General features: G+C 41.1%; 15 protein-coding genes and 1 pseudogene. 14 read left to right on the top strand and 2 right to left on the bottom strand.

The window, feature by feature from the left end:
* Positions 1-38 precede the first annotated feature (38 nt).
* On the top strand, positions 39-1,931 hold the full coding sequence (locus HMPREF0766_RS13860; RefSeq protein WP_002998333.1) for a glycoside hydrolase family 2 protein: 1,893 nt from the start codon (positions 39-41) through the stop codon (positions 1,929-1,931).
* Between the two features lie 59 nt (positions 1,932-1,990).
* On the opposite strand, the gene HMPREF0766_RS13855 is transcribed toward HMPREF0766_RS13860, so the two are convergent.
* The gene (locus HMPREF0766_RS13855) at positions 1,991-3,214 is read right to left on the bottom strand and encodes a glycosyltransferase (RefSeq protein ID WP_236590623.1); all 1,224 of its coding nucleotides are present in this window, start codon (positions 3,212-3,214) and stop codon (positions 1,991-1,993) included.
* Positions 3,215-3,313: 99 nt separating this feature from the next.
* On the opposite strand from HMPREF0766_RS13855, the gene mprF reads away from it, so the two are divergent.
* The 9 genes and pseudogenes from mprF to HMPREF0766_RS21860 form a co-directional block, all read left to right on the top strand.
* A complete protein-coding gene (gene mprF / locus HMPREF0766_RS13850; RefSeq protein WP_002998328.1) occupies positions 3,314-5,911 on the top strand; it encodes a bifunctional lysylphosphatidylglycerol flippase/synthetase MprF in 2,598 nt (865 codons plus the stop codon).
* A 13-nt stretch (positions 5,912-5,924) separates the two neighbouring features.
* A complete protein-coding gene (locus HMPREF0766_RS13845) occupies positions 5,925-6,605 on the top strand; it encodes an AcvB/VirJ family lysyl-phosphatidylglycerol hydrolase (RefSeq protein ID WP_002998326.1) in 681 nt (226 codons plus the stop codon).
* 126 nt (positions 6,606-6,731) lie between these two features.
* Positions 6,732-7,313, top strand: a complete 582-nt coding sequence (locus HMPREF0766_RS13840; RefSeq protein ID WP_002998324.1) for a MiaE family protein — start codon at positions 6,732-6,734, stop codon at positions 7,311-7,313.
* Positions 7,314-7,411: 98 nt separating this feature from the next.
* On the top strand, positions 7,412-8,452 hold the full coding sequence (locus HMPREF0766_RS13835) for an LLM class flavin-dependent oxidoreductase (RefSeq protein ID WP_037460398.1): 1,041 nt from the start codon (positions 7,412-7,414) through the stop codon (positions 8,450-8,452).
* A gap of 66 nt (positions 8,453-8,518) precedes the next feature.
* Entirely contained in the window at positions 8,519-9,370 is an 852-nt protein-coding gene (locus HMPREF0766_RS13830; RefSeq protein WP_002998319.1) for a DUF4349 domain-containing protein, read from the top strand.
* Positions 9,371-9,558: 188 nt separating this feature from the next.
* Positions 9,559-11,250, top strand: a complete 1,692-nt coding sequence (locus HMPREF0766_RS13825; RefSeq protein WP_002998317.1) for a beta/gamma crystallin family protein — start codon at positions 9,559-9,561, stop codon at positions 11,248-11,250.
* Positions 11,251-11,361: 111 nt separating this feature from the next.
* Complete coding sequence (gene rlmN / locus HMPREF0766_RS13820; protein WP_002998315.1) at positions 11,362-12,420, top strand: dual-specificity RNA methyltransferase RlmN; 1,059 nt, start codon at positions 11,362-11,364, stop codon at positions 12,418-12,420.
* 58 nt (positions 12,421-12,478) lie between these two features.
* A complete protein-coding gene (locus tag HMPREF0766_RS21865) occupies positions 12,479-12,865 on the top strand; it encodes a ComF family protein (protein ID WP_002998312.1) in 387 nt (128 codons plus the stop codon).
* 30 nt (positions 12,866-12,895) lie between these two features.
* A pseudogene (locus HMPREF0766_RS21860) lies at positions 12,896-13,171 on the top strand (ComF family protein); the annotation flags it as partial.
* A 121-nt stretch (positions 13,172-13,292) separates the two neighbouring features.
* Here HMPREF0766_RS21860 and HMPREF0766_RS13810 read toward each other — a convergent pair.
* Entirely contained in the window at positions 13,293-13,673 is a 381-nt protein-coding gene (locus HMPREF0766_RS13810; protein WP_002998307.1) for a VanZ family protein, read from the bottom strand.
* Between the two features lie 220 nt (positions 13,674-13,893).
* Here HMPREF0766_RS13810 and HMPREF0766_RS13805 point away from each other — a divergent pair, with 220 nt between their 5' ends.
* The 4 genes from HMPREF0766_RS13805 (at position 13,894) to HMPREF0766_RS13790 (ending at position 19,276) form a co-directional block, all read left to right on the top strand.
* Complete coding sequence (locus HMPREF0766_RS13805; RefSeq protein WP_002998305.1) at positions 13,894-14,229, top strand: PadR family transcriptional regulator; 336 nt, start codon at positions 13,894-13,896, stop codon at positions 14,227-14,229.
* A 25-nt stretch (positions 14,230-14,254) separates the two neighbouring features.
* Positions 14,255-15,991, top strand: a complete 1,737-nt coding sequence (locus tag HMPREF0766_RS13800) for a PspC domain-containing protein (RefSeq protein ID WP_002998303.1) — start codon at positions 14,255-14,257, stop codon at positions 15,989-15,991.
* A gap of 171 nt (positions 15,992-16,162) precedes the next feature.
* Entirely contained in the window at positions 16,163-18,583 is a 2,421-nt protein-coding gene (locus HMPREF0766_RS13795; RefSeq protein ID WP_002998302.1) for an outer membrane beta-barrel family protein, read from the top strand.
* A gap of 111 nt (positions 18,584-18,694) precedes the next feature.
* Complete coding sequence (locus tag HMPREF0766_RS13790) at positions 18,695-19,276, top strand: LOG family protein (protein ID WP_002998299.1); 582 nt, start codon at positions 18,695-18,697, stop codon at positions 19,274-19,276.
* Positions 19,277-19,313 lie beyond the last annotated feature (37 nt).

Below are 19,313 nucleotides of genomic sequence, written 5' to 3'. Positions count from 1 at the left end.
TGAAAAACGTTTGGAAAAAAAGAAACAAACTAATGATTATGAAAAAAGTAATATTGCTGATACTGGTGGGGTGGCTGGCTGTTGCTCAGGTCTTTGCACAGAAGGAATGGAAAATAGTGCCCGGAAAAATTACCACAGAATGGGCTGCAAAAGTAAATGCATCTTCTCCCCATGCTGAGTATCCACGACCGCAATTAACACGTAATAATAACTGGAAAAATCTTAATGGCCTTTGGCGATACACGATTTTGCCTGATGCTGCTGATGCGCAGATTCCGGAATCTTTTGACGGAGATATTCTGGTTCCTTTTGCCGTAGAATCCGCATTAAGCGGAGTGGGCAGAGCTGTCGGGAAAGAGAGCGTACTATGGTACTACAGGGAGATTGAAATTCCTTCTTCTCTGCGGAAAGGGAAAGTGTTATTACATTTTGGAGCGGTAGATTGGGCAGCACAGGTCTATGTAAACGGGACAAAAGTCGGAGCACATGAAGGAGGATATGATCCGTTTTCGTTTGACATCAGCTCTGCACTGAATAAAGGCACAAAACAAAAGATTGCTGTTCGGGTCTGGGATCCGACAGACGAAGGGCCACAGCCTGCCGGGAAACAAGTCAACAAACCGGAGTCTATCTGGTATACACCAGTCACAGGGATCTGGCAGACCGTATGGGTGGAGGCTGTTCCTGAAACGTATATCCTGTCAACCCGTCAAACTCCTGATATTGACAAATCTCAGCTGCAGCTGACAGTAGAGACAAGTAATCTTCAGACGGGTGATCAGATAAAAGTAACCGCACTGGACGGATCAGTAAAAGTTACAGAGCAGTTGCTGACAGACGGAGAGACGACTTTATCTATTCCAAATGCAAAACTATGGTCTCCTGAAAATCCTTTTTTATATGATCTGAAAATAACGATACTACGCAAAGGGAAAATAATAGATGAAGTTGGAAGCTACTTTGGAATGCGTAAAATATCCATGTCTAAAGATCAGAATGGAATACAGCGTATGATGTTGAATAATGAGTTTGTATTCCAGTACGGACCATTGGATCAGGGCTGGTGGCCGGATGGATTATATACTGCTCCAACAGATGAGGCACTGGTATTTGATATTCTGAAAACCAGAGAAATGGGATTTAATATGATCCGTAAACATATTAAAGTAGAACCCGCAAGATGGTATTATCACTGTGATAAGCTGGGAATGCTGGTATGGCAGGATATGCCCAGCGGAGACAGAGGAGATAATAAGTGGTCTCAGCACCTTCGGGTCAAGATGCCTGCCGGAGAGAAAGTCGATGCTGATCACGATCTGATAGCGCAGGCACCAGATCTCAAATTTGATAAGGAGCGTTCTGCAGAATCAGAAAGGATATTCCGTAAAGAGTGGAAGGCAATCATGGACAAATTCCATAATTATCCGTCTATCGTTGTCTGGGTTCCGTTTAATGAGGCCTGGGGGCAATTCAAAACGAAAGATATCGTGGAGTGGACGATGAAATATGATAGCAGCAGACTGATAAATGCTGCAAGCGGAGGTAATTTTTTCGTGGGCTTGAGTCCAATACTTGATCTGCATTATTATACAGGACCTGCTATGCCGGATCCGGCTGTATATGGCAGCAAACAGATCCTCGTATTAGGCGAATTCGGAGGATTGGGACTTCCTGTCAAAGATCATGTATGGCTGGATAAGGGCAACTGGGGATATAAGTCCTATGATGACAAAGAGAAACTGCTGGTTGAGTATGCTAAGCTTATAGGGCGTCTTCCGGAATTGATCCGCGCCGGACTCTCTGCAGCGGTATATACCCAGACTACAGATGTGGAGATTGAGACCAACGGGCTTATGACGTATGACAGAAAAGTAATAAAGATTCCTGTAGACGAATTAAAAAAGATTCACAGCAAACTTTATAATAAATAATTGATTTACAGCACATGTTGTTTTGTAATAAGAAAGCTGTCTCTTTGAAGACGCTTTTCTTATTTGTTCTTTTCTGTTATCCAAAGAGACATATATTTAGTGCTTTGCAACGTGTGATGTTGCAGGATCTGCCCTACAAAATGAGTTTGCCGGTGTAAGGCAATGGCGCGCTGTAACTCAAATAACCTTTGTATAAATGTTTCCGCAAACTTCCTGCGGGAATACCGGTTATTGATAATGGAAATACCTTTTTTCTGCGCCTCATTCCAGATCTCCCTGTCCCGATAAAGGATAGTGGCCTGTTCTGTAAACAGGTTTACATCGTCTTCCACTGCGCCAGGCCAGTTAACCCGGTCAGCCATTGATTCGGCTCCTAGCGAAGAGGTAACGGAGGGTGTCCCGGTTTGCATGGCATCTATAAACTTACCTTTTATACCCGCTCCGAAAGGGATAGGTGCGATCAGCAGTCTGTGTTTCGCCATTGTTTCTCTGGCATCTTCTGCCCGGCCGGCTATAAAAAAACGCTCTTTAGGGTTATGAAGTTGTAAGACTTTTTGAGAAGGGTAGGCACCATAAATATAAAGTGAGGCTTCAGGCATTTTTTTACGAAGTAGCGGCCAGATGTTTTTCTTAAGATTCAGCACCGTATGCCAGTTGGGTTCATGCAGAAAATTGCCTATAAACATCATATCTTTTCTCTCTTCAAATGTCTTCCAGGATGCAGCTCTTTCATGATCAATTTCCTGTTCCAAAAAAGGAAGATAATATAGTATATCCGGGTCTATACGGAATGTGGAAGTCAGGAGATCCATCTCTGTCTCGGAGATAATCAGACTGATGTCAGATCGCAGGATAGCAGCGAGTTCACGTTTGGTGACATCGTTGTAAAGGTCGGGAGCAGCATCTGTCGTATTCTGCTGACGTGCGTGGCGGAGAAAATGAAGATCTTCGGTGTCTAGGATCTTTAGCGCATCCTGGCAGTGCTGTGTTACTCTCCATCCATACTGCTCTTCGATCATAAAGCGGTCAAATACCACCATAGCAGGATTCAGTTCTTGAATAAAAGTATCAAAAGAAGGATCATTCAGCAGTATCGGGGCTTCTTCTACTCCCATCGCAGCAAGATCAAGGCTGTATGCAGACTTTTGAGCAGCACAGGCAAAGACGACCTGTAAATCATGTTGAAGGAAAAGTTCTATCAATTGCCGCATCCGGAATCCTGCCGCTGAGGATGTCGGTTCCGGCCACACAAGGCCAATAATTAATACGTTTTGCTGTTGCATGAAGTCCAAAGTTAAGCCAATTTTAAGACGATGGTTAATTTTTTTTAACATTGCTTTATTGAGAAATAATACTACATTCGTTTCATCAATGAGGTTATAATGAACGCATTGCTCAAAGAAAAAATAAGGAGTTTTTCACCAAAGACATATTGGAAAGAGATCGTAGCCATCTTCGTTATCCTTTTGGCTTTTTTCTTTTTCCGTAGTGAACGTAAGGAACTGGCGTCCATTCTTCCGCAATTGCAGCAGGCTGATCCCGCCTGGCTTATTGGCGGAGTCTGTATAACCATACTGTATATTCTTCTTCAGGGCTGGATGTACATCCAGAGTTTCCGTACTATAGGAGCATCTCTTCATCTTTCAGATGCTATAGAACTTTTTTTAAAGCGTAATTTTTTAAGTGTATTTCTTCCGGCAGGAGGAATCAGCTCGCTCGCCTATACCACGGCACAGCTGCGCCGGCGCAAGCTCAAAGCTACACAAATCCATCAGGCTGGCGCGATTTACGGCTATGTGGGCCTTTTGACGGTATTTATTATCGGAGTTCCGGTTATTATCTACACAGTGTGGGATCATCGAAATTTTAATGATGCCTGGTTGGCCTTGCTGGCATTAGGTCTGCTTCTGGGTATTGCTTTTGCTGTTTTCTGGTCCTTTAGAACCAAAGGTAAACTTTACGGCCTCGTAGAACGGCGGTTTCCAAAAGTAATCCATCAGATAGACGAAGTCTTTTCAGGTAGTCTGGACCGTAAGCATCTGTTGTACACCGTTTTTATCTCTACCCTGATCGAATGCTGTGGTATTCTGCATGCTTTTGTGAGTATGTATGCCTTAGGTGTACACATCTCTTTCGAAGCGGCTGCGGTAGGCTATACGATTTCGGTAGTGCTGATGATAATTTCTCCTTTTCTAAGAGGACTGGGAGCTGTGGAATTTACGATGCTGTACATTTTTACAGCCTATGGATACGCGCATGATCAGGCTTTAGGAATTACATTGCTGTATCGGGTATTTGAATTCTGGCTGCCTTTGTTTGCCGGAATTGTTTCGTTTTTGTGGCGGGGAAAACAGCTTATTGTACGGATACTTCCGGCGGTATCTATTTTCTTCTTGGGGCTCGTCAACCTGATTTCGGTGGCCACGCCACCTCTCGCTGAACGGATGCGACTGGAGAAATTTTATTTGCCAGCAGAAGCGATGCATGCTTCAAAGCTAATGGTACTGGTCATGGGAATAGCGCTTATGGTGACATCAGCCTATCTCTTGAAGGGTCTTCGGTTAGCCTGGGTTGCGGCTATTATCTTTACTGTACTTTCGTTGTTCGGCCATCTTGGAAAAGCCTTTGACTATGAAGAATCCATCGTTGCCTTGCTCATTCTTTTCCTGTTAATGAGTAACAGAAGACAGTATAATATCAAGACAAATCTGAATTGGATCCGGATTGGCTTTATAACATTCTTTACGGTTCTGGCCGCAGTGGGTCTGTTCGAATTTCTGAGCTTCTATTTTATCGATAAAAAGCACTTTGGTGAAGACTTTTCCTGGCAGGAATCGCTATACCATACGATCCGCAGTTTTCTGTTGTTTTCGGATGATGAATTAGATCCGCGCACAAACTTCGGCCGCGATTTTCTCAATATCACCAGATTACTGGGCCTGTGTTCCTGGTTGTTATTATTATATACTATTCTTCGTCCCAAGATCGTGCACCCCGAAAAGATTCAGGAAGGTCACGAGTTGGAGAGAGCAAAAAATCTGTTGCAGCTCTACGGACATTCCCCAATGGATTATTTCAAGGTATCTGCCGATAAGCAGATCTATTTTTCAACACTGACAGATGGATTTGTGTCCTATGCAACAGCCAGTGAGTTTGCCATAGTACTGGACGAGCCTGTTTGTGAAGAAGAAGATAAGGAAGAAGTAATTGCCGAATTTGAAGAGTACTGTCATGGGCTCGGTCTGAAGACGGCATATTACAGGGTAGATGAAAGCAGTCTGGTGTATTTCATGGATATGAAAAAGCAGAAGATCGTAATCGGTCAGGAAGCTATCATGGAAACACGCTCTTTTTCCCTTAGCGGGAAAGACCGGAAGTCCTTACGAAACGGGCTTAATGCGCTCACAAAGAAAGGGTATAGTGCTGAGGTGCTGTATGCTCCCCACGGCTCTGATCTGGTAGAGGAACTACAAGCTGTCTCGCATGAATGGTTAGAATCGTTTGGCAAAAGAGAGATGATCTTCTCACAGGGCATGTTTGAAGCCGAAACCATACAATATCAGGATGTAATTGTCGTGAGAGATGAAGAAAAAAAAATACAGGCTTTTTTAAATATCATTCCCGATTATGCTCCTGAAGAATGTACCTATGATCTGATCCGTAAACGTGCCGAAGCTCCGGGGGGATGCATGGATGCACTTATCGTTGAATTAATAGGGTACGCACAGCAAAAAGATCTCAACTATCTTAATCTGGGGATGATTCCTATGAGCGGACTCAGTAATCCCGACAATCCGGCAGAGCAGATTATGAAGTTTGCTTCCGAGAAAGTGGGCAGTTTTAAGCATTATCAGACCTTGCGGAGTTTCAAGGAGAAGTATGCAACTATATGGGAAAATAAGTACCTTGTATTCAGTAATGATTTTGATTTACTACAATTACCTGTAGCACTGACAAAGGTAATGAAGCCTGGAAAGTAGGAGGGGTCTACATATGAAAAAAAATTGGGGTTTATTGGCAGCATTGATGATCTTAATGGTTGTGCAGGCTCAGCAAAATACGGTTCCTATGAAAGAATGGCAGGGAAACACAAAAGTTCCGTTTATCTTATTTTTTAGTGGGGATGGCGGATTGAATACTTTTTCGAGCAACCTTTGCAGTACATTGGCAAATAAGGGCTATGGCATTTCCGCTGTAGATTCCAAAAAATACTTCTGGAATAAGAAGAGCCCCCAGCAACTTGCTAATGATATGGCCGTATATCTCCATAAGATTCTGGACAAAAGACCTAATACACAGTTTGTCATTGCGGGATTCTCTTTTGGTGCAGATGCAGTTCCTTTTCTTGTAAACAGACTTCCGGCAGATCTCAAAAATAAATTGTATCGGGCTATAATGATAGAGCCTTCAACCTCTACAGATCTGGAAATCCATCTGGCAGATATGGTAGGCCGGAGTCGTGTCAAAAGAAGCCTGGATGTCATTGCTGAAATAAATAAAATAGAAAACACACAAACCCTTCTGTTGATGGGAAACGATACCCGGGATTTTCCTTCCTCACAACTCATCACAAAACACTTACGTATTCAGGTACTGAAAGGAGATCATCATTTTGACGGACATGAAGACGAAGTGGCGAATGCTGTGATCAGCGAACTAACATCGCATCATTAACAATCAATTTGACAATGCCGGTACTTAAAAGCGGCATAATATCCTTATTTTTATATTTTGAAAAGAAGAGGTTGATATCTGCAGATTATTAAACAGCTTCTACTATTTACTCTTTTTACTTTGTATATGTTAGGATTGAAATTATTAACGGATCCCCGTTGGGCAAATATTGCAGAATCTAATTTAGAGGAGATTCTTACAGATCACGCCTGGTGTGAACAAAAAGCAGCAACAAATGCTATTTCACTGATTACGTATAACTCTGAACATGAAGATCTTGTGCATGAATTGACGGCTATTGCCATTGAAGAAATGCAACATTTTCAGATGGTTATTGAGATTATCCGGGAAAGAGGGTATACGTTGGGAAGAGAGCGTAAGGATGACTACGTAGGCCAGCTGATGAAGTTTTCAAAGAAAGACGGAAGCCGTAATATGGCTTTTATTGATCGCCTTCTTTTTGCCGCGATGATAGAAGCCCGAAGCTGTGAACGGTTCAGAGTATTATCTCAAAATATCAAGGATCAGGATCTTGCCAGATTCTACCATGATCTGATGGTCTCTGAGGCGAATCATTATACTACATTTCTGAATTTTGCCAGAAAATATTCTACAGATGTAGATGTTGATAAACGTTGGAAGGAGTGGCTTACATTTGAAGGAGAATTGATTCAGAGTTACGGTAACAAAGAGCTTATTCACGGATAAGCTACACTAGATATTTTCATAACAAACGTTTCTTATCATACATCAATGCAGGAACAACCAATCTTATCTAATTTTGTTGATATAAAATGGAGAATATTATGGAATTAGGAATAGGAATGTTTGGGGATCTTCAAATAGATCCTGCTACCGGCAAGATACAGGCTCCACAGGAGCGTTTACATCAAATTATTGAAGAGGTCAAGCTGATGGATGAAGTCGGTCTGGATTTCTTCGGAATGGGAGAGCACCACCGTTCAGATTATGCTGTAGCTGCTCCGGAGATTATTTTAGCGGCGGCAGCATCCGTTACTAAAAATATCAAATTGGGAAGTGCAGTTTCTGTATTAAGTTCTGCAGATCCGGTTAAGTTATATCAGGATTTTGCTACCGTAGATTTACTTTCCAACGGTCGTGCTGAAATCATGGCCGGAAGAGGTTCTTTTATTGAATCATTTCCATTATTCGGGTTTAAATTAGAAGATTACAGTGAGCTTTTTGAAGAGAAATTAGACTTATTGCTTCGTATCAATAAACAACAAACGGTTAACTGGACCGGTAAGTTCAGGCCATCTCTCATTAATCAGGAAATTTTTCCGAGAGCTGTGCACAATGAACTTCCGATCTGGATCGCAGTCGGAGGTACGACTTCTTCTGTTATCCGTGCCGGTAAATTAGGACTTCCTGTTATGTTTGCGATAATCGGAGGAGCTGCAGAACAGTTTCAGCCTTTGTTCGAAATGTACCGCCAGGCATACGAAGATAATGGACATGATATGAGTAAATTTCAGGTAGGGGTACACATGCATGCCTTCTTTGGTGAAGACAGCAGAAAAGTATCGGAATACTACTATCCTGTATATGCTGCTCAGATGAACAGAATCGGTAAGAGTCGCAACTGGCCTCCTTACCAAAGATCACAATATGATTTTGGTCGTTCTATCCATGGACATTTGATCATAGGAAGTGAAAATGAAGCCATAGAAAAAATCCTTCATGTCCAGGAAATGTTTGGATTGACGCGTTTTTCAGCGCATATGGATGTCGGTAGTCCGGATCACGATATGATGATGAAATCTATTGAAATATTCGGTACAAAAATAGCTCCGGCTGTTAAAAAAGCATTAACCAAAGCCGAATAAATAAGTATACATTTTTCTTTTATGGAATTTGATCTGATGCTGCATCATGTCTAAAATTCAAAAGAAATGAAAAATGTACAACGAATCTTGTTAATAGGATCAGCAGTACTGATCCTATTTTCGTGTAATAGGGCTTCAGACACTTCTAAGGTCGCTTTGTCCGAACCCGATGCAGCAGCAGAGCCTATGGCGCTGAGTCTGGAGGATCAGAGTGAGCCGGATGCTGCCGTTGATGCCGCGGCAAATGAGCGTCTGATTGTGCCTCAGAAGAAAATCATCAAGACAGGATCTGTTTCCGTAGAATCGCGGGATGTGGCGAAAAGTAAAAAAGATCTCGATGCGCTGGTCAGCAAACATAAAGGGTTTTATGAAGAAGAGACACTTTCAAAAGGAAATTCAATAGCCTCGTATAATCTTAATATCCGGATTCCTGTACAAAGCTATGAAGCATTCATTGCAGAACTGGAAAGCGGAAAGGACAATATTACCAGTAAGAGTATTCAGTCTCAGGACATGACGGGTCAGTACTATGATCTGGATTCCAGATTGAAAAGCAAAAAAGCCTATCTCCAGCGGTATACAGAACTGCTTAGCAAAGCCCGGAATGTCAAAGAAATATTAGAGATCGAAGAGCAGATACGGGTAATTCAGGAAGAAATAGATGCGACCGCTGCTTCTCTCAAATCTTTAAATGAACAGGTCGCATACAGTACGCTTTCTGTTTATCTCTATCAGGAACAGTCTAATATTTCCATCGGGGCAGACAGCTTTGGCACCAAGCTGGTGGATGCGGTTCGTTTCGGGTGGACTGCATTAGAAACCTTCTTTATTATCCTGATTCGCATCTGGCCGTTTTTACTGATCGGAGTATTGGGATTTGTAGTTATCCGCAAATATAAAAAGCGCAGGAAACAATAAAATTTACGGTTGTCTTGTGTTAGAAATGATGCCGCTATATCTGGAAATAGCGGCATTTTTTGATAAATAAATAGCGGCAAAATGTATCTTATACACGTAAACGTTTTCGTAATTTTTTCGTTGTAAACGCAAAAATATTAGGCGTATAGATCATTATATTTGGTTGATACCAATCAAATAAACTACTTATGAACAATCTAAAAACACTAATCCTGGTGGGGATGTTGGGCATGATGTACGCTTGTCAGAAACCCAATACAACGGATACACTATCCGATTCCAAACTTTCCAATACAAATACTGTTGCCAGTCTCCCGGTGAATGCAGGTGGATTTGTATCAAATGCGAGGAACCTGAATATTATTTATTTTGTTCCTTCCGACAATCCGGCAGTAAGTGGTTATAAAGAGCGGCTGAGCGATTTGCTTATTCATTTTCAGGGATTCATCACTTCTGAGATGACGCGTAACGGATATGGGGGCAAAACTTTGGGACTTCCACTGGACAGTACAACCAATCGTGTAAAAATTATTACGATACAAGGTTCACAGCCTCAGGCAAGTTATCCGTACAGTACGACAGCTGCGAATGCCATTATAAGTGAAATAAATGCGTATAGATCCACGCATCCGCAGGAATTTTCTACAACATATCATAATCTGATTATTTTGCCTCAGCGTACGGACGGCGGAGGGCAGCCTTTCTTCGGCCTTGGAAGAAATTGTTTTGCTCTCGACAATCCTAATATCAGCCTGGCAGCTATGCCAACTACTACATCTGCTTATATCGGTGGACTGTTTCACGAGTTGGGACATGGTCTAAACCTGCCTCACAACAAGGAGAAAGTTTCAGAAGCTCCGATATTAGGAACCTCATTAATGGGGAGTGGAAATTCTACTTATGGTAAGACGGGCAAAAAGACCTTTCTTTCTGAAGGCGATTGTGCGATATTATTTCGCAATGAACTGTTTCAGCCGGCAGTCGTTGCGGGACAATATGGAAGTCTGACTACAAATGTATCTCTTACAGAAGCCTATTACAATACGGCAACATCAAAAATGGTTATTTCTGGAACATTTACCAGTAATCAGATATTGGCAAACGTCCTTTACTACTTTGATCCGGTCAGTAGTCCGACGAATACAGATCATGACTCTCCCATGTGGGTAAATGCTCCTTCCGGAAATACATTTCATATAGAAATGCCTGTCGGTGATTTACATTCTCTGGGTAATACATCTTATAATTTTACCCTGCGACTCCTTGCTGAAAACGGTAATATCAGCTCTAAAGGATATACTTTCAGTTTTGTAAACGGAATTCCAAAATTTGCAGGAAATACAACTACCGTAACGCAAAACTGTTCTTACGGAGGATATAACATTACACTTCCATATGGCTCTTATACCACAGCAGAGTTGTCCGCATTAGGAGTCGCAAACAATGATGTTTCCGGCATAAAAGTACCGATGACAGGCGTCAGGGTAAGATTGTACGATCAGGACAACTTTGCCGGAACTCCGCTTCTGATGACCACAAGTGCAGACTGTCTGGCCGGAAGTTATGGTTTTAATGATAAGACCAGCTCTGTCATTGTTGAGCCCTATGGTGGCGGGGGTTCAGCCAAATTTTATAAACATTGCAGTTATGGAGGATATGAGGTCGAATTACCGGTCGGAGGATATACAACAGCCGAATTAATCGCTAAAGGAATCTCCGATAATGATATTTCAGGAGCGTTATTGTCTCCGAATATACGGGTGACACTGTATGATCAGGACTACTTTAAAGGCAGCAGTTATGTATTAAATGCCTCAAACAGTTGTATTACATCATTTAATGATAAGGCATCTTCCGTGCTTATAGAATATGTGAATTAATAATGAAACAGGTGATTGATAGCAGGCTGCTTCGGAGACGGAGCAGCCTTTTTTGATATTGCCGTGGCATTAGAAAAGACGGATTTCCAAAATTAACCGTAACTTTGCGCCGTGGCAGTAAAAAGTAACATCATCGACATCAGAAGTTTAACACTCGATCAGCTGAAACAAAAGCTGGTTGAAATGGGTGAGCAGGGATTCCGCGCCAAGCAGATATATGAATGGCTGTGGCAGAAATCCTGTACAGATTTTGATGAGATGAGCAACCTGAGTAAAGCATTGAGAGACACATTAAAGGCAAATTTTGCTATTAATGCCGTGACTGTCAAAGAATCACAGGTCAGTTCGGACAGAACTATAAAAAGTTCTTTCTGGCTGTACGACAACAATGTTATCGAAGGAGTACTTATTCCGACTACCGATCGTATGACTGCATGTGTCAGTTCCCAGGTGGGATGTAGTCTTACCTGCAAGTTTTGCGCAACCGGATATATGGATCGCAAACGTAACCTGAATGCGGATGAAATATACGATCAGGTTGTATTGATCAGCAAACAGGCTGAAGAAAAATACGGACAACCGCTGACAAATATTGTATATATGGGTATGGGCGAGCCTTTGCTTAACTATGCCAATATGATGAAGTCTGTAGAACGGATCACCTCTCCGGATGGTTTGAATATGGCCGCTAAACGGATCACCGTATCTACTGCAGGTATCGCCAAAATGATCAAAAAACTGGGCGATGATGGGGTGAAGTTTAATCTGGCACTTTCTTTACATGCAGCTAATGATCAGAAGCGTAATGAAATCATGCCTATCAATGAGCAAAATACACTGAAAGCACTTGCTGAGGCACTGAAATACTTCTACCTGAAAACCAAAAGCCCGATCACCTTCGAGTATATAGTCTTTAATAATTTTAATGATGAGCTTGAAGATGCGAAGGAGCTGGCCCGTTTTTGTAAACATGTCCCCAGCAAAGTCAATCTGATTGAGTATAATCCCATATCATTAGCAGATTTTACGAATGCTGATGCTGATAAAATAGATGTTTTCGCAGAATATCTGCGTAGTCAGGGCATCATCACAAATGTACGCCGTAGCAGAGGTAAAGATATAGATGCTGCCTGCGGACAGTTAGCGATCAAAGAAGAAGAAGCTGTATAGCCGGTTTTTAGTTTTCATTTTCATTGGTTAACTTTAAGGGAACCAATGACTTGAATGTATGAAGCTGGCGTTCTATTGGAAAGATTTTCTATCCTTATTTTTTCCGGAATGTTGTTTTGGCTGTGGAGCAGGGTTGCTCTATCAGGAAAAATTTCTGTGTACCACATGCCTGTACCATTTGCCGCTGACCTGTTTTCACCTGGACAACAACAATGAACCTACACGCCAGTTAAGAGGAAAATGTGATTTTCAGAATGCAACGGCGATGTTGTTTCTGTCCAAAGGAACACTCGTAGAGCGTATTCTTTATCAACTCAAATATAACGGTCATCCTGAAATCGGTTATTTTCTGGGTATGAAATATGGTGAAGTACTCAGGAGAACCAGAGAATATGCTGATGTGGATCTCGTTGTTCCAGTTCCTTTACACCGTAAGCGTCAATGAAAAAGAGGCTATAATCAGGCGGAGTATTTCGCGCAGGGACTCGCAGCGTCAATGAGGATACCGTTGGATAGTGTCAGTATGGTTCGGACTGTAGAGACTTCGAGCCAGACTATGCATGCCAGACTGGATCGGTATGACAATGTAGAGGGCATATTTGACATTTTAAATAAAGAAGCATTGACGGATAAACATATACTCCTTGTCGATGATGTATTGACAACAGGAGCTACCCTGGCTTCTGCTGCCCGTACACTAACAGGCATCAGCGGAGTCCGGGTGTCCATTGCGACCCTTGCAAGAGCCTGACTTTATTTTCGCTTGCCTGAGTTCACAGAAGGACAACCACAGTCTTTTTTAAAGATGGAGCAGGAGCTAAGACATACCGTCGTGAGGGCAATCATAAGTGTAAAAATCCAGTATTTTCTTTTCATATTGTTCTTTTGTGATAGAGTAATGAATACGCAAACACACCCATTCCTATACCTACGGTGTCTGCAAAGATATCCCACCAGTCTGCACTTCTTGTCGTTGTAAGATACAGCTGTATCCCTTCCGTAAGAAAGGCAAAGGATACTGCTATTAGTATGATTATAATGCTTGTCTTCAGCTTGGTTGCCCTTCTTTTGGACTGTAAAACCGACCCGAAGTAAGACAGGACTGTAAATACAAAAAAGAAACCTGTGTGTACAAGCTTATCAAATCCCTGAAATGTACTGACGCCATCAAAATCATTGGACGGAAGGCTGATCAATATAAGAACGATTATGGACCACAAAATCGTCCATGAATAGTTTATTAAAAATCTCATTAAAATATTCTTTCATTTTAAGGAAGGCTAAGATTGCCTTCCATGTTTTAAAAATAGGGAAAAATAACCGGATAATAATTTTTTTAACTTTTTGAAGAGCAATCAAAAAAAATACAAAAAAAATATTTACCTGATTATAAGGCGATTATGTTCGAATATTTAAAAATTATAGTACTATGTATTGCAAAGTACAGGATAAAGCATATATCTTTGTATTGTTATGATAGCTGAAAATACACAAACACAAATGAGGAAAGGGATTCTGGAATACTGTATCCTTTCTATTATTTCCCGAGGGGAGATATATGCCTCAGATATTATCAGCGAACTAAAAAAGGCGCAGTTACTGGTAGTAGAAGGTACCCTATATCCATTACTTACTCGACTTAAGAACAATGGTTTGCTGAGTTATATTTGGAAGGAATCGACTTCAGGTCCTCCAAGAAAATATTATGAGATCACTGCAGAAGGTCTTCAGGTCCTCGAAAAATTAGATGTTACCTGGAAAGAACTGGTATTTGCAGTATCTACATCAATTGAAGGAAGAACAAACTAAAGGCTAACAATTAGAAACATATATCATGAATAAGACAATAATTATCAATATTAACGGGATCGTCTTCCACATAGAAGAGGATGCTTACGAGACACTCCGATCTTATATGATCGACATCAAACGCCATTTTGGTAAATCGGAGGACAGCAAAGAAATTCTGGAAGATATCGAAAACCGGATTGCAGAGATGTTCAGCGAGCGTATTGAGAGCGGACGTAAAGAAGTCATTAATAACGAGGATGTAAATGATGTGATCGCTCAGATGGGGAGAGTGAGTGACTTTGATACTGCGGATGAATCTTATGGCGAAGGATATACACAACAGGATTATACGAATAACCAATCTTTTAGTTTTGGTAAAAAACTGATGCGTGACCCTGATGATACGGTTATCAGTGGTGTATGTAGCGGTATCGGACATTATGTAGGACTTGAAGCTCGTTGGGTACGTCTCCTGTTTGTTTTGTTTGTCCTTCTGGGAGGTTCGGGTATATTGGCTTATGTGATTCTCTGGATTATTATGCCGGTAGCAATCACCCGCGCAGATAAAATGGAAATGAGAGGAGAAGCTCCGAATCTGCAGAATTTTAAGAAAAATTTTGAAGAAGAAATGAGTGGGTTTCGCGAAAATTTTTCGGGGGCCGGCGATTCTCTTAGTCAAGGAGTTCGTTCGGCCGGCGATGTTATCGTCAAGATCTTGACTGTGTTTGTAAAAGCAATAGGACTGGTGATCGCTTTTTCAATAGGGCTGAGTTTGCTGGGACTCTTGATTGCTGTAATTTTCTTCGCCTTCGGAATTTCAGGATTCAGCGATAACGGGATAATGTATCCTGTCAATTTCATGGAACCTAATCAGGCTTATATAGCACTTATTGCAGCTGCTTTTGCGATCGCAATACCGATGATAGCTATTTTTTACAGCATTATACGGGCGCTTTTCAATAAAGGTTCTATGAATAAATATGTATCCATTTCCCTATTCATTGTATGGTTGCTGGCTACAGGAGTGAGTATTTCCTATGGTGTCAATACGATGAAAGACTTTAAAGAAGAAAGTACAATCGTTGAGGAAAAACCACTTCAGAGACAGGCGGTATATCATCTTAGTGAGCGTGATGTAAGAGTGATCAAAGTAGAGGAAAGCAATACCAAAAGAATAATCAAGATAGACGACAGAGATCTTAGCGATTTTCTGAAAAATAATATCAGGGTGAGAGTTGAAAAAATAGACTCTCTGAAAGCTCCGTATATCAAATATGAATATTCATCAAGAGGTAAAAATTATCAGCTGGCTACCAATCGTGCCTCGCAGATCAGATATCAGGTGACTCAGGATAGTCTGGGCATACATTTCGACAGTCATTTTAAATTAAGAGAGAAAGAATTGTACCGAGACCAGGAAGTAACAGTGACACTCTACCTGCCTGTCGGATCTAAGGTAATCATTGACCGCTCTTTGGAATATAAATTAAGAGACATCTCTTACTACGATTGTAAAGTAAGATATGAAGAGGATGTAAAAGAGACAGAGTGGAACGTGACAGATCTGGGATTGAAATGTGCTATCGAACCTAAAGAAGAAACTCCGGAAAATCAGGAAGTTACTATTGAGCAGGATACCATTAATCACAATGATGATGAGACAAATGTAAATATCTCTAAAGATGGTATCAAGATCACAACGAAAAACTCAAAAGACACATTGGTGAATATCGGGAAAGATGGGGTGAGGATAGATACCAAACAGAAGGATAAAAAATAAAAAGCGAAAGCGGGAAAGGAATGCAACCTTTTCTTTCCCGTTAGCGTCTAACCTATATAAAACAGTAAACAGCAACAGGCCAACCGCCACAAACTGATCATCAATATATCGGAGTGACAGCTTATTTCGGAGAGAATTTTCCGGAACAGGGAAGCCTTATTTTTAAAATCTATGAAAAGACTAATACAATTATTAATTATTACAGCCGTATTCTATGTTGGGAAACTGAATGTGTTGGCGCAGGATAATAACCTGAAAGGAAGGATTGTGGATGAAAAGCAACAGCCCGTTGCGGCAGCGACTATGTATCTGTATGTTGCGGAAAAACAAGTGCTTCTGAAGTCGACAGTATCCAATGAAAAGGGAGAGTATGAATTTGTAAATGTTCCGGAGGGCAAATATATTATTGAAGCAAACAGTGTAGGATATGCAAAGGAAAAATCAGCAGTCACGGATATAAATGGTCAGAACAGAAGAGTAGCTGACCTTGTTCTCAAAAATTCTTCAACCGTACTTGCAGAAGTGCAGATACAGGGAAAGAAGCCTTTGATCGAGAATAAACAGGGAAAGTTAATTCTGAATGTAGAAGACTCACCATTGGCTGCGGGTAATAATGCACTGGAAATTATCAAAAGAGCTCCCGGTGTAAGTGTAGATCAGAATGACAATATTCAGTTGATGGGGCAGAGTGGTATCAATGTGACGATAGATGGCCGTCAGACTTATATGACCGGAGATCAGTTGGCTACTTTATTAAAGAGCACCGACGGTAATCAGGTGAAGTCTGTGGAAGTTATTACGGCTACTTCAGGTAAAGACGATGCAGAAGGATCTACGGGTACGATCAACATCGTGCTGAAGAAGAATAAAATTGAAGGCTTCAACGGAAATTTCAATGTATCTGCCGCTCAGGCACGCAGATTCAGAGGCAACACTTCCCTGTCTGTAAATTACAAAAAGAACAATACAAATGTGTTTACATCATATTCTTACTTCAATGAGCGCTATATCAACGATATCAATGTTGACAGAACTATTGCAAATAATGGAATAAACACTAATTTTTCTCAGATTAGTCAGATTGATGCACGGGACAGGACACATAGTTACAAATTTGGTGTAGAGCAGAAAACATCAGCAAAGAATACAATGGTACTGCAATTCATCGGTCGTAACAATAATGAACTGAATGATAATGGGAGTACAACGGAAGTGCGGATTGTGAATAATCCTGTTGATTCGATCGTAAGGTCAGTTTCAGATTATAAAGAGCGTTTCAATAACTATTCTGTCAATTTTAACAATGAATTTAAGATTGATTCTACCGGACGTAAGCTGGTACTGGATCTGGACTGGAGCAGATTCCGAAACAGCAAAGGAGCGGATTATGATAACAGAACTTTTCGTCCTGATAACCAGCTGATAGGTACAGCAGAATTGCTGCAAAGTGATATGCCGGTCGGGATTGATATTTACGTTGCAAAATTAGATTATTCTCATCCCTTGAATAAAAATCACACAATAGATCTGGGAGCGAAATATTCGAATGTGAAATCCGATAACGACCTTTTATTTGAGCAGTTTGAAGGGAATAATTGGGTAAATGATACGACCCGAACAAACCACTTTATCTATAAAGAGCAAATCGCTGCAGGCTATGTGGATTATTCGGGTCAGTTTGGCAAGTGGGGATTAAAAACCGGACTAAGAGCGGAGTATACGCAGTCTGATGGTAATTCCATTACAATGGGTAAACGCTCAAAGCGCGATTACCTGGATCTGTTCCCTACCGGTACACTTACCTACACGGCCAGCCCTAATCATATTGTGTCTGTAGGATATGCCAGAAGAATCAATCGTCCAAACTATAAGTATCTGAATCCGTTCGATTATTTCATTGATAAGTTTACATCAGAGAGAGGAAATCCGTATCTGAATCCGCAATATGCAGATGAATATAAGTTTAACTATACCTTATTGCAGAAATATAACATCGCTATGGGCTACACAGTCAAGAAAGATGCGATCGTGGAGAGTATGGGGCAGGATGCAACAACAAATACAACCTGGGTAACACGCGAAAATCTGGGAAGAAATAAAGAGGCTTACATCAATCTGAACGTTCCGGTAACCGTGACAAAATTCTGGTCGATGTATAATAACATGACAGCTGTTTACATGAAGTTTGAGGGAGAGGTTGCCAATAATGCATTAAACCGGCAGACGGTACTTTTTCAGGGAAATTCCATGAGTACATTTAAGATTTCTTCTTTGTTGTCTGCAGAGGCAAATGTGAATTATATGTCACCGTTCTCCTATAATATTTACAAACTGGAGTCTCGCTGGAATCTGGATCTGGGAGTTACCAAGACCTTTAAGAATCAAAGAAGCCTGATCAAACTGGCCGTAAACGATATATTCAATACGGGTAATCATAATCTGTCAACAAACTTTGGTGAATTCAATACCAGAATCCGTCAGACACATGACCGTCGTGTGGTGAGATTGACATACACCTATAAATTTGGAAACCTGAAAAATAATTTCAATAAAAAAGACACAGGCAACGAAGAGAAAAGCCGTGCACAATAAAAGATTGTTTCAATGTTTAGTTAGTTATGACCGTAAGCGCGCGAGGCACTTACGGTTTTTTTTATAGATACAACTTCTGAATGTTTTACGATTATCATTAACTTTAAAACGATGAAAAGTGTAGCTATATTTTGTGCGTCAAGTCCGGGATTTGATGAGGTTTATATGAACAGTGCTTATTTTGCAGGACAAAAACTTGCGGATGAAGGTTTGCGTATTGTGTATGGAGGGGGGCATGTAGGATTAATGGGAGCTGTTGCAAATGGTGCTTTGGCTCAGGGAGGTGAAGTGATCGGCGTGATTCCTGATTTTCTCAATAGCAAAGAGATCGGACATAAAGGAGTGACGCAGCTGCATGTCGTGGAAAGTATGCACGAACGCAAGCAGATGATGAATGACCTTAGTGATGGTGTGATTACGCTGCCCGGAGGTTTTGGAACAATGGAGGAACTCTTCGAGATGATTACCTGGGGACAATTGGGACTGCATTCCAAACCTATAGGATTGTTAAATGTTAATGGATTTTATGATCATCTTATTCTTTTTGTAAATCATATGGTAGAATCAGGTCTCTTATCTGCCGAAAATCGGGATATGTTATTGGTTAGTGATACTATCGAAGATCTGTTGGAAAAGATGAAAAACTATCAGGCCCCTCTACGACCGAAATGGCTGACGAAGGACGGCAATTAATTTTTTTTCGTATCTTTAAGATTATAAGCTCTTTATA

This window comes from Sphingobacterium spiritivorum ATCC 33861, from assembly GCF_000143765.1.
Taxonomy (GTDB): Bacteria; Bacteroidota; Bacteroidia; order Sphingobacteriales; family Sphingobacteriaceae; genus Sphingobacterium; species Sphingobacterium spiritivorum.
The sequence above is the reverse complement of the archived record's forward strand: the minus strand, read 5'-3'. Positions and strand labels throughout refer to the sequence as shown.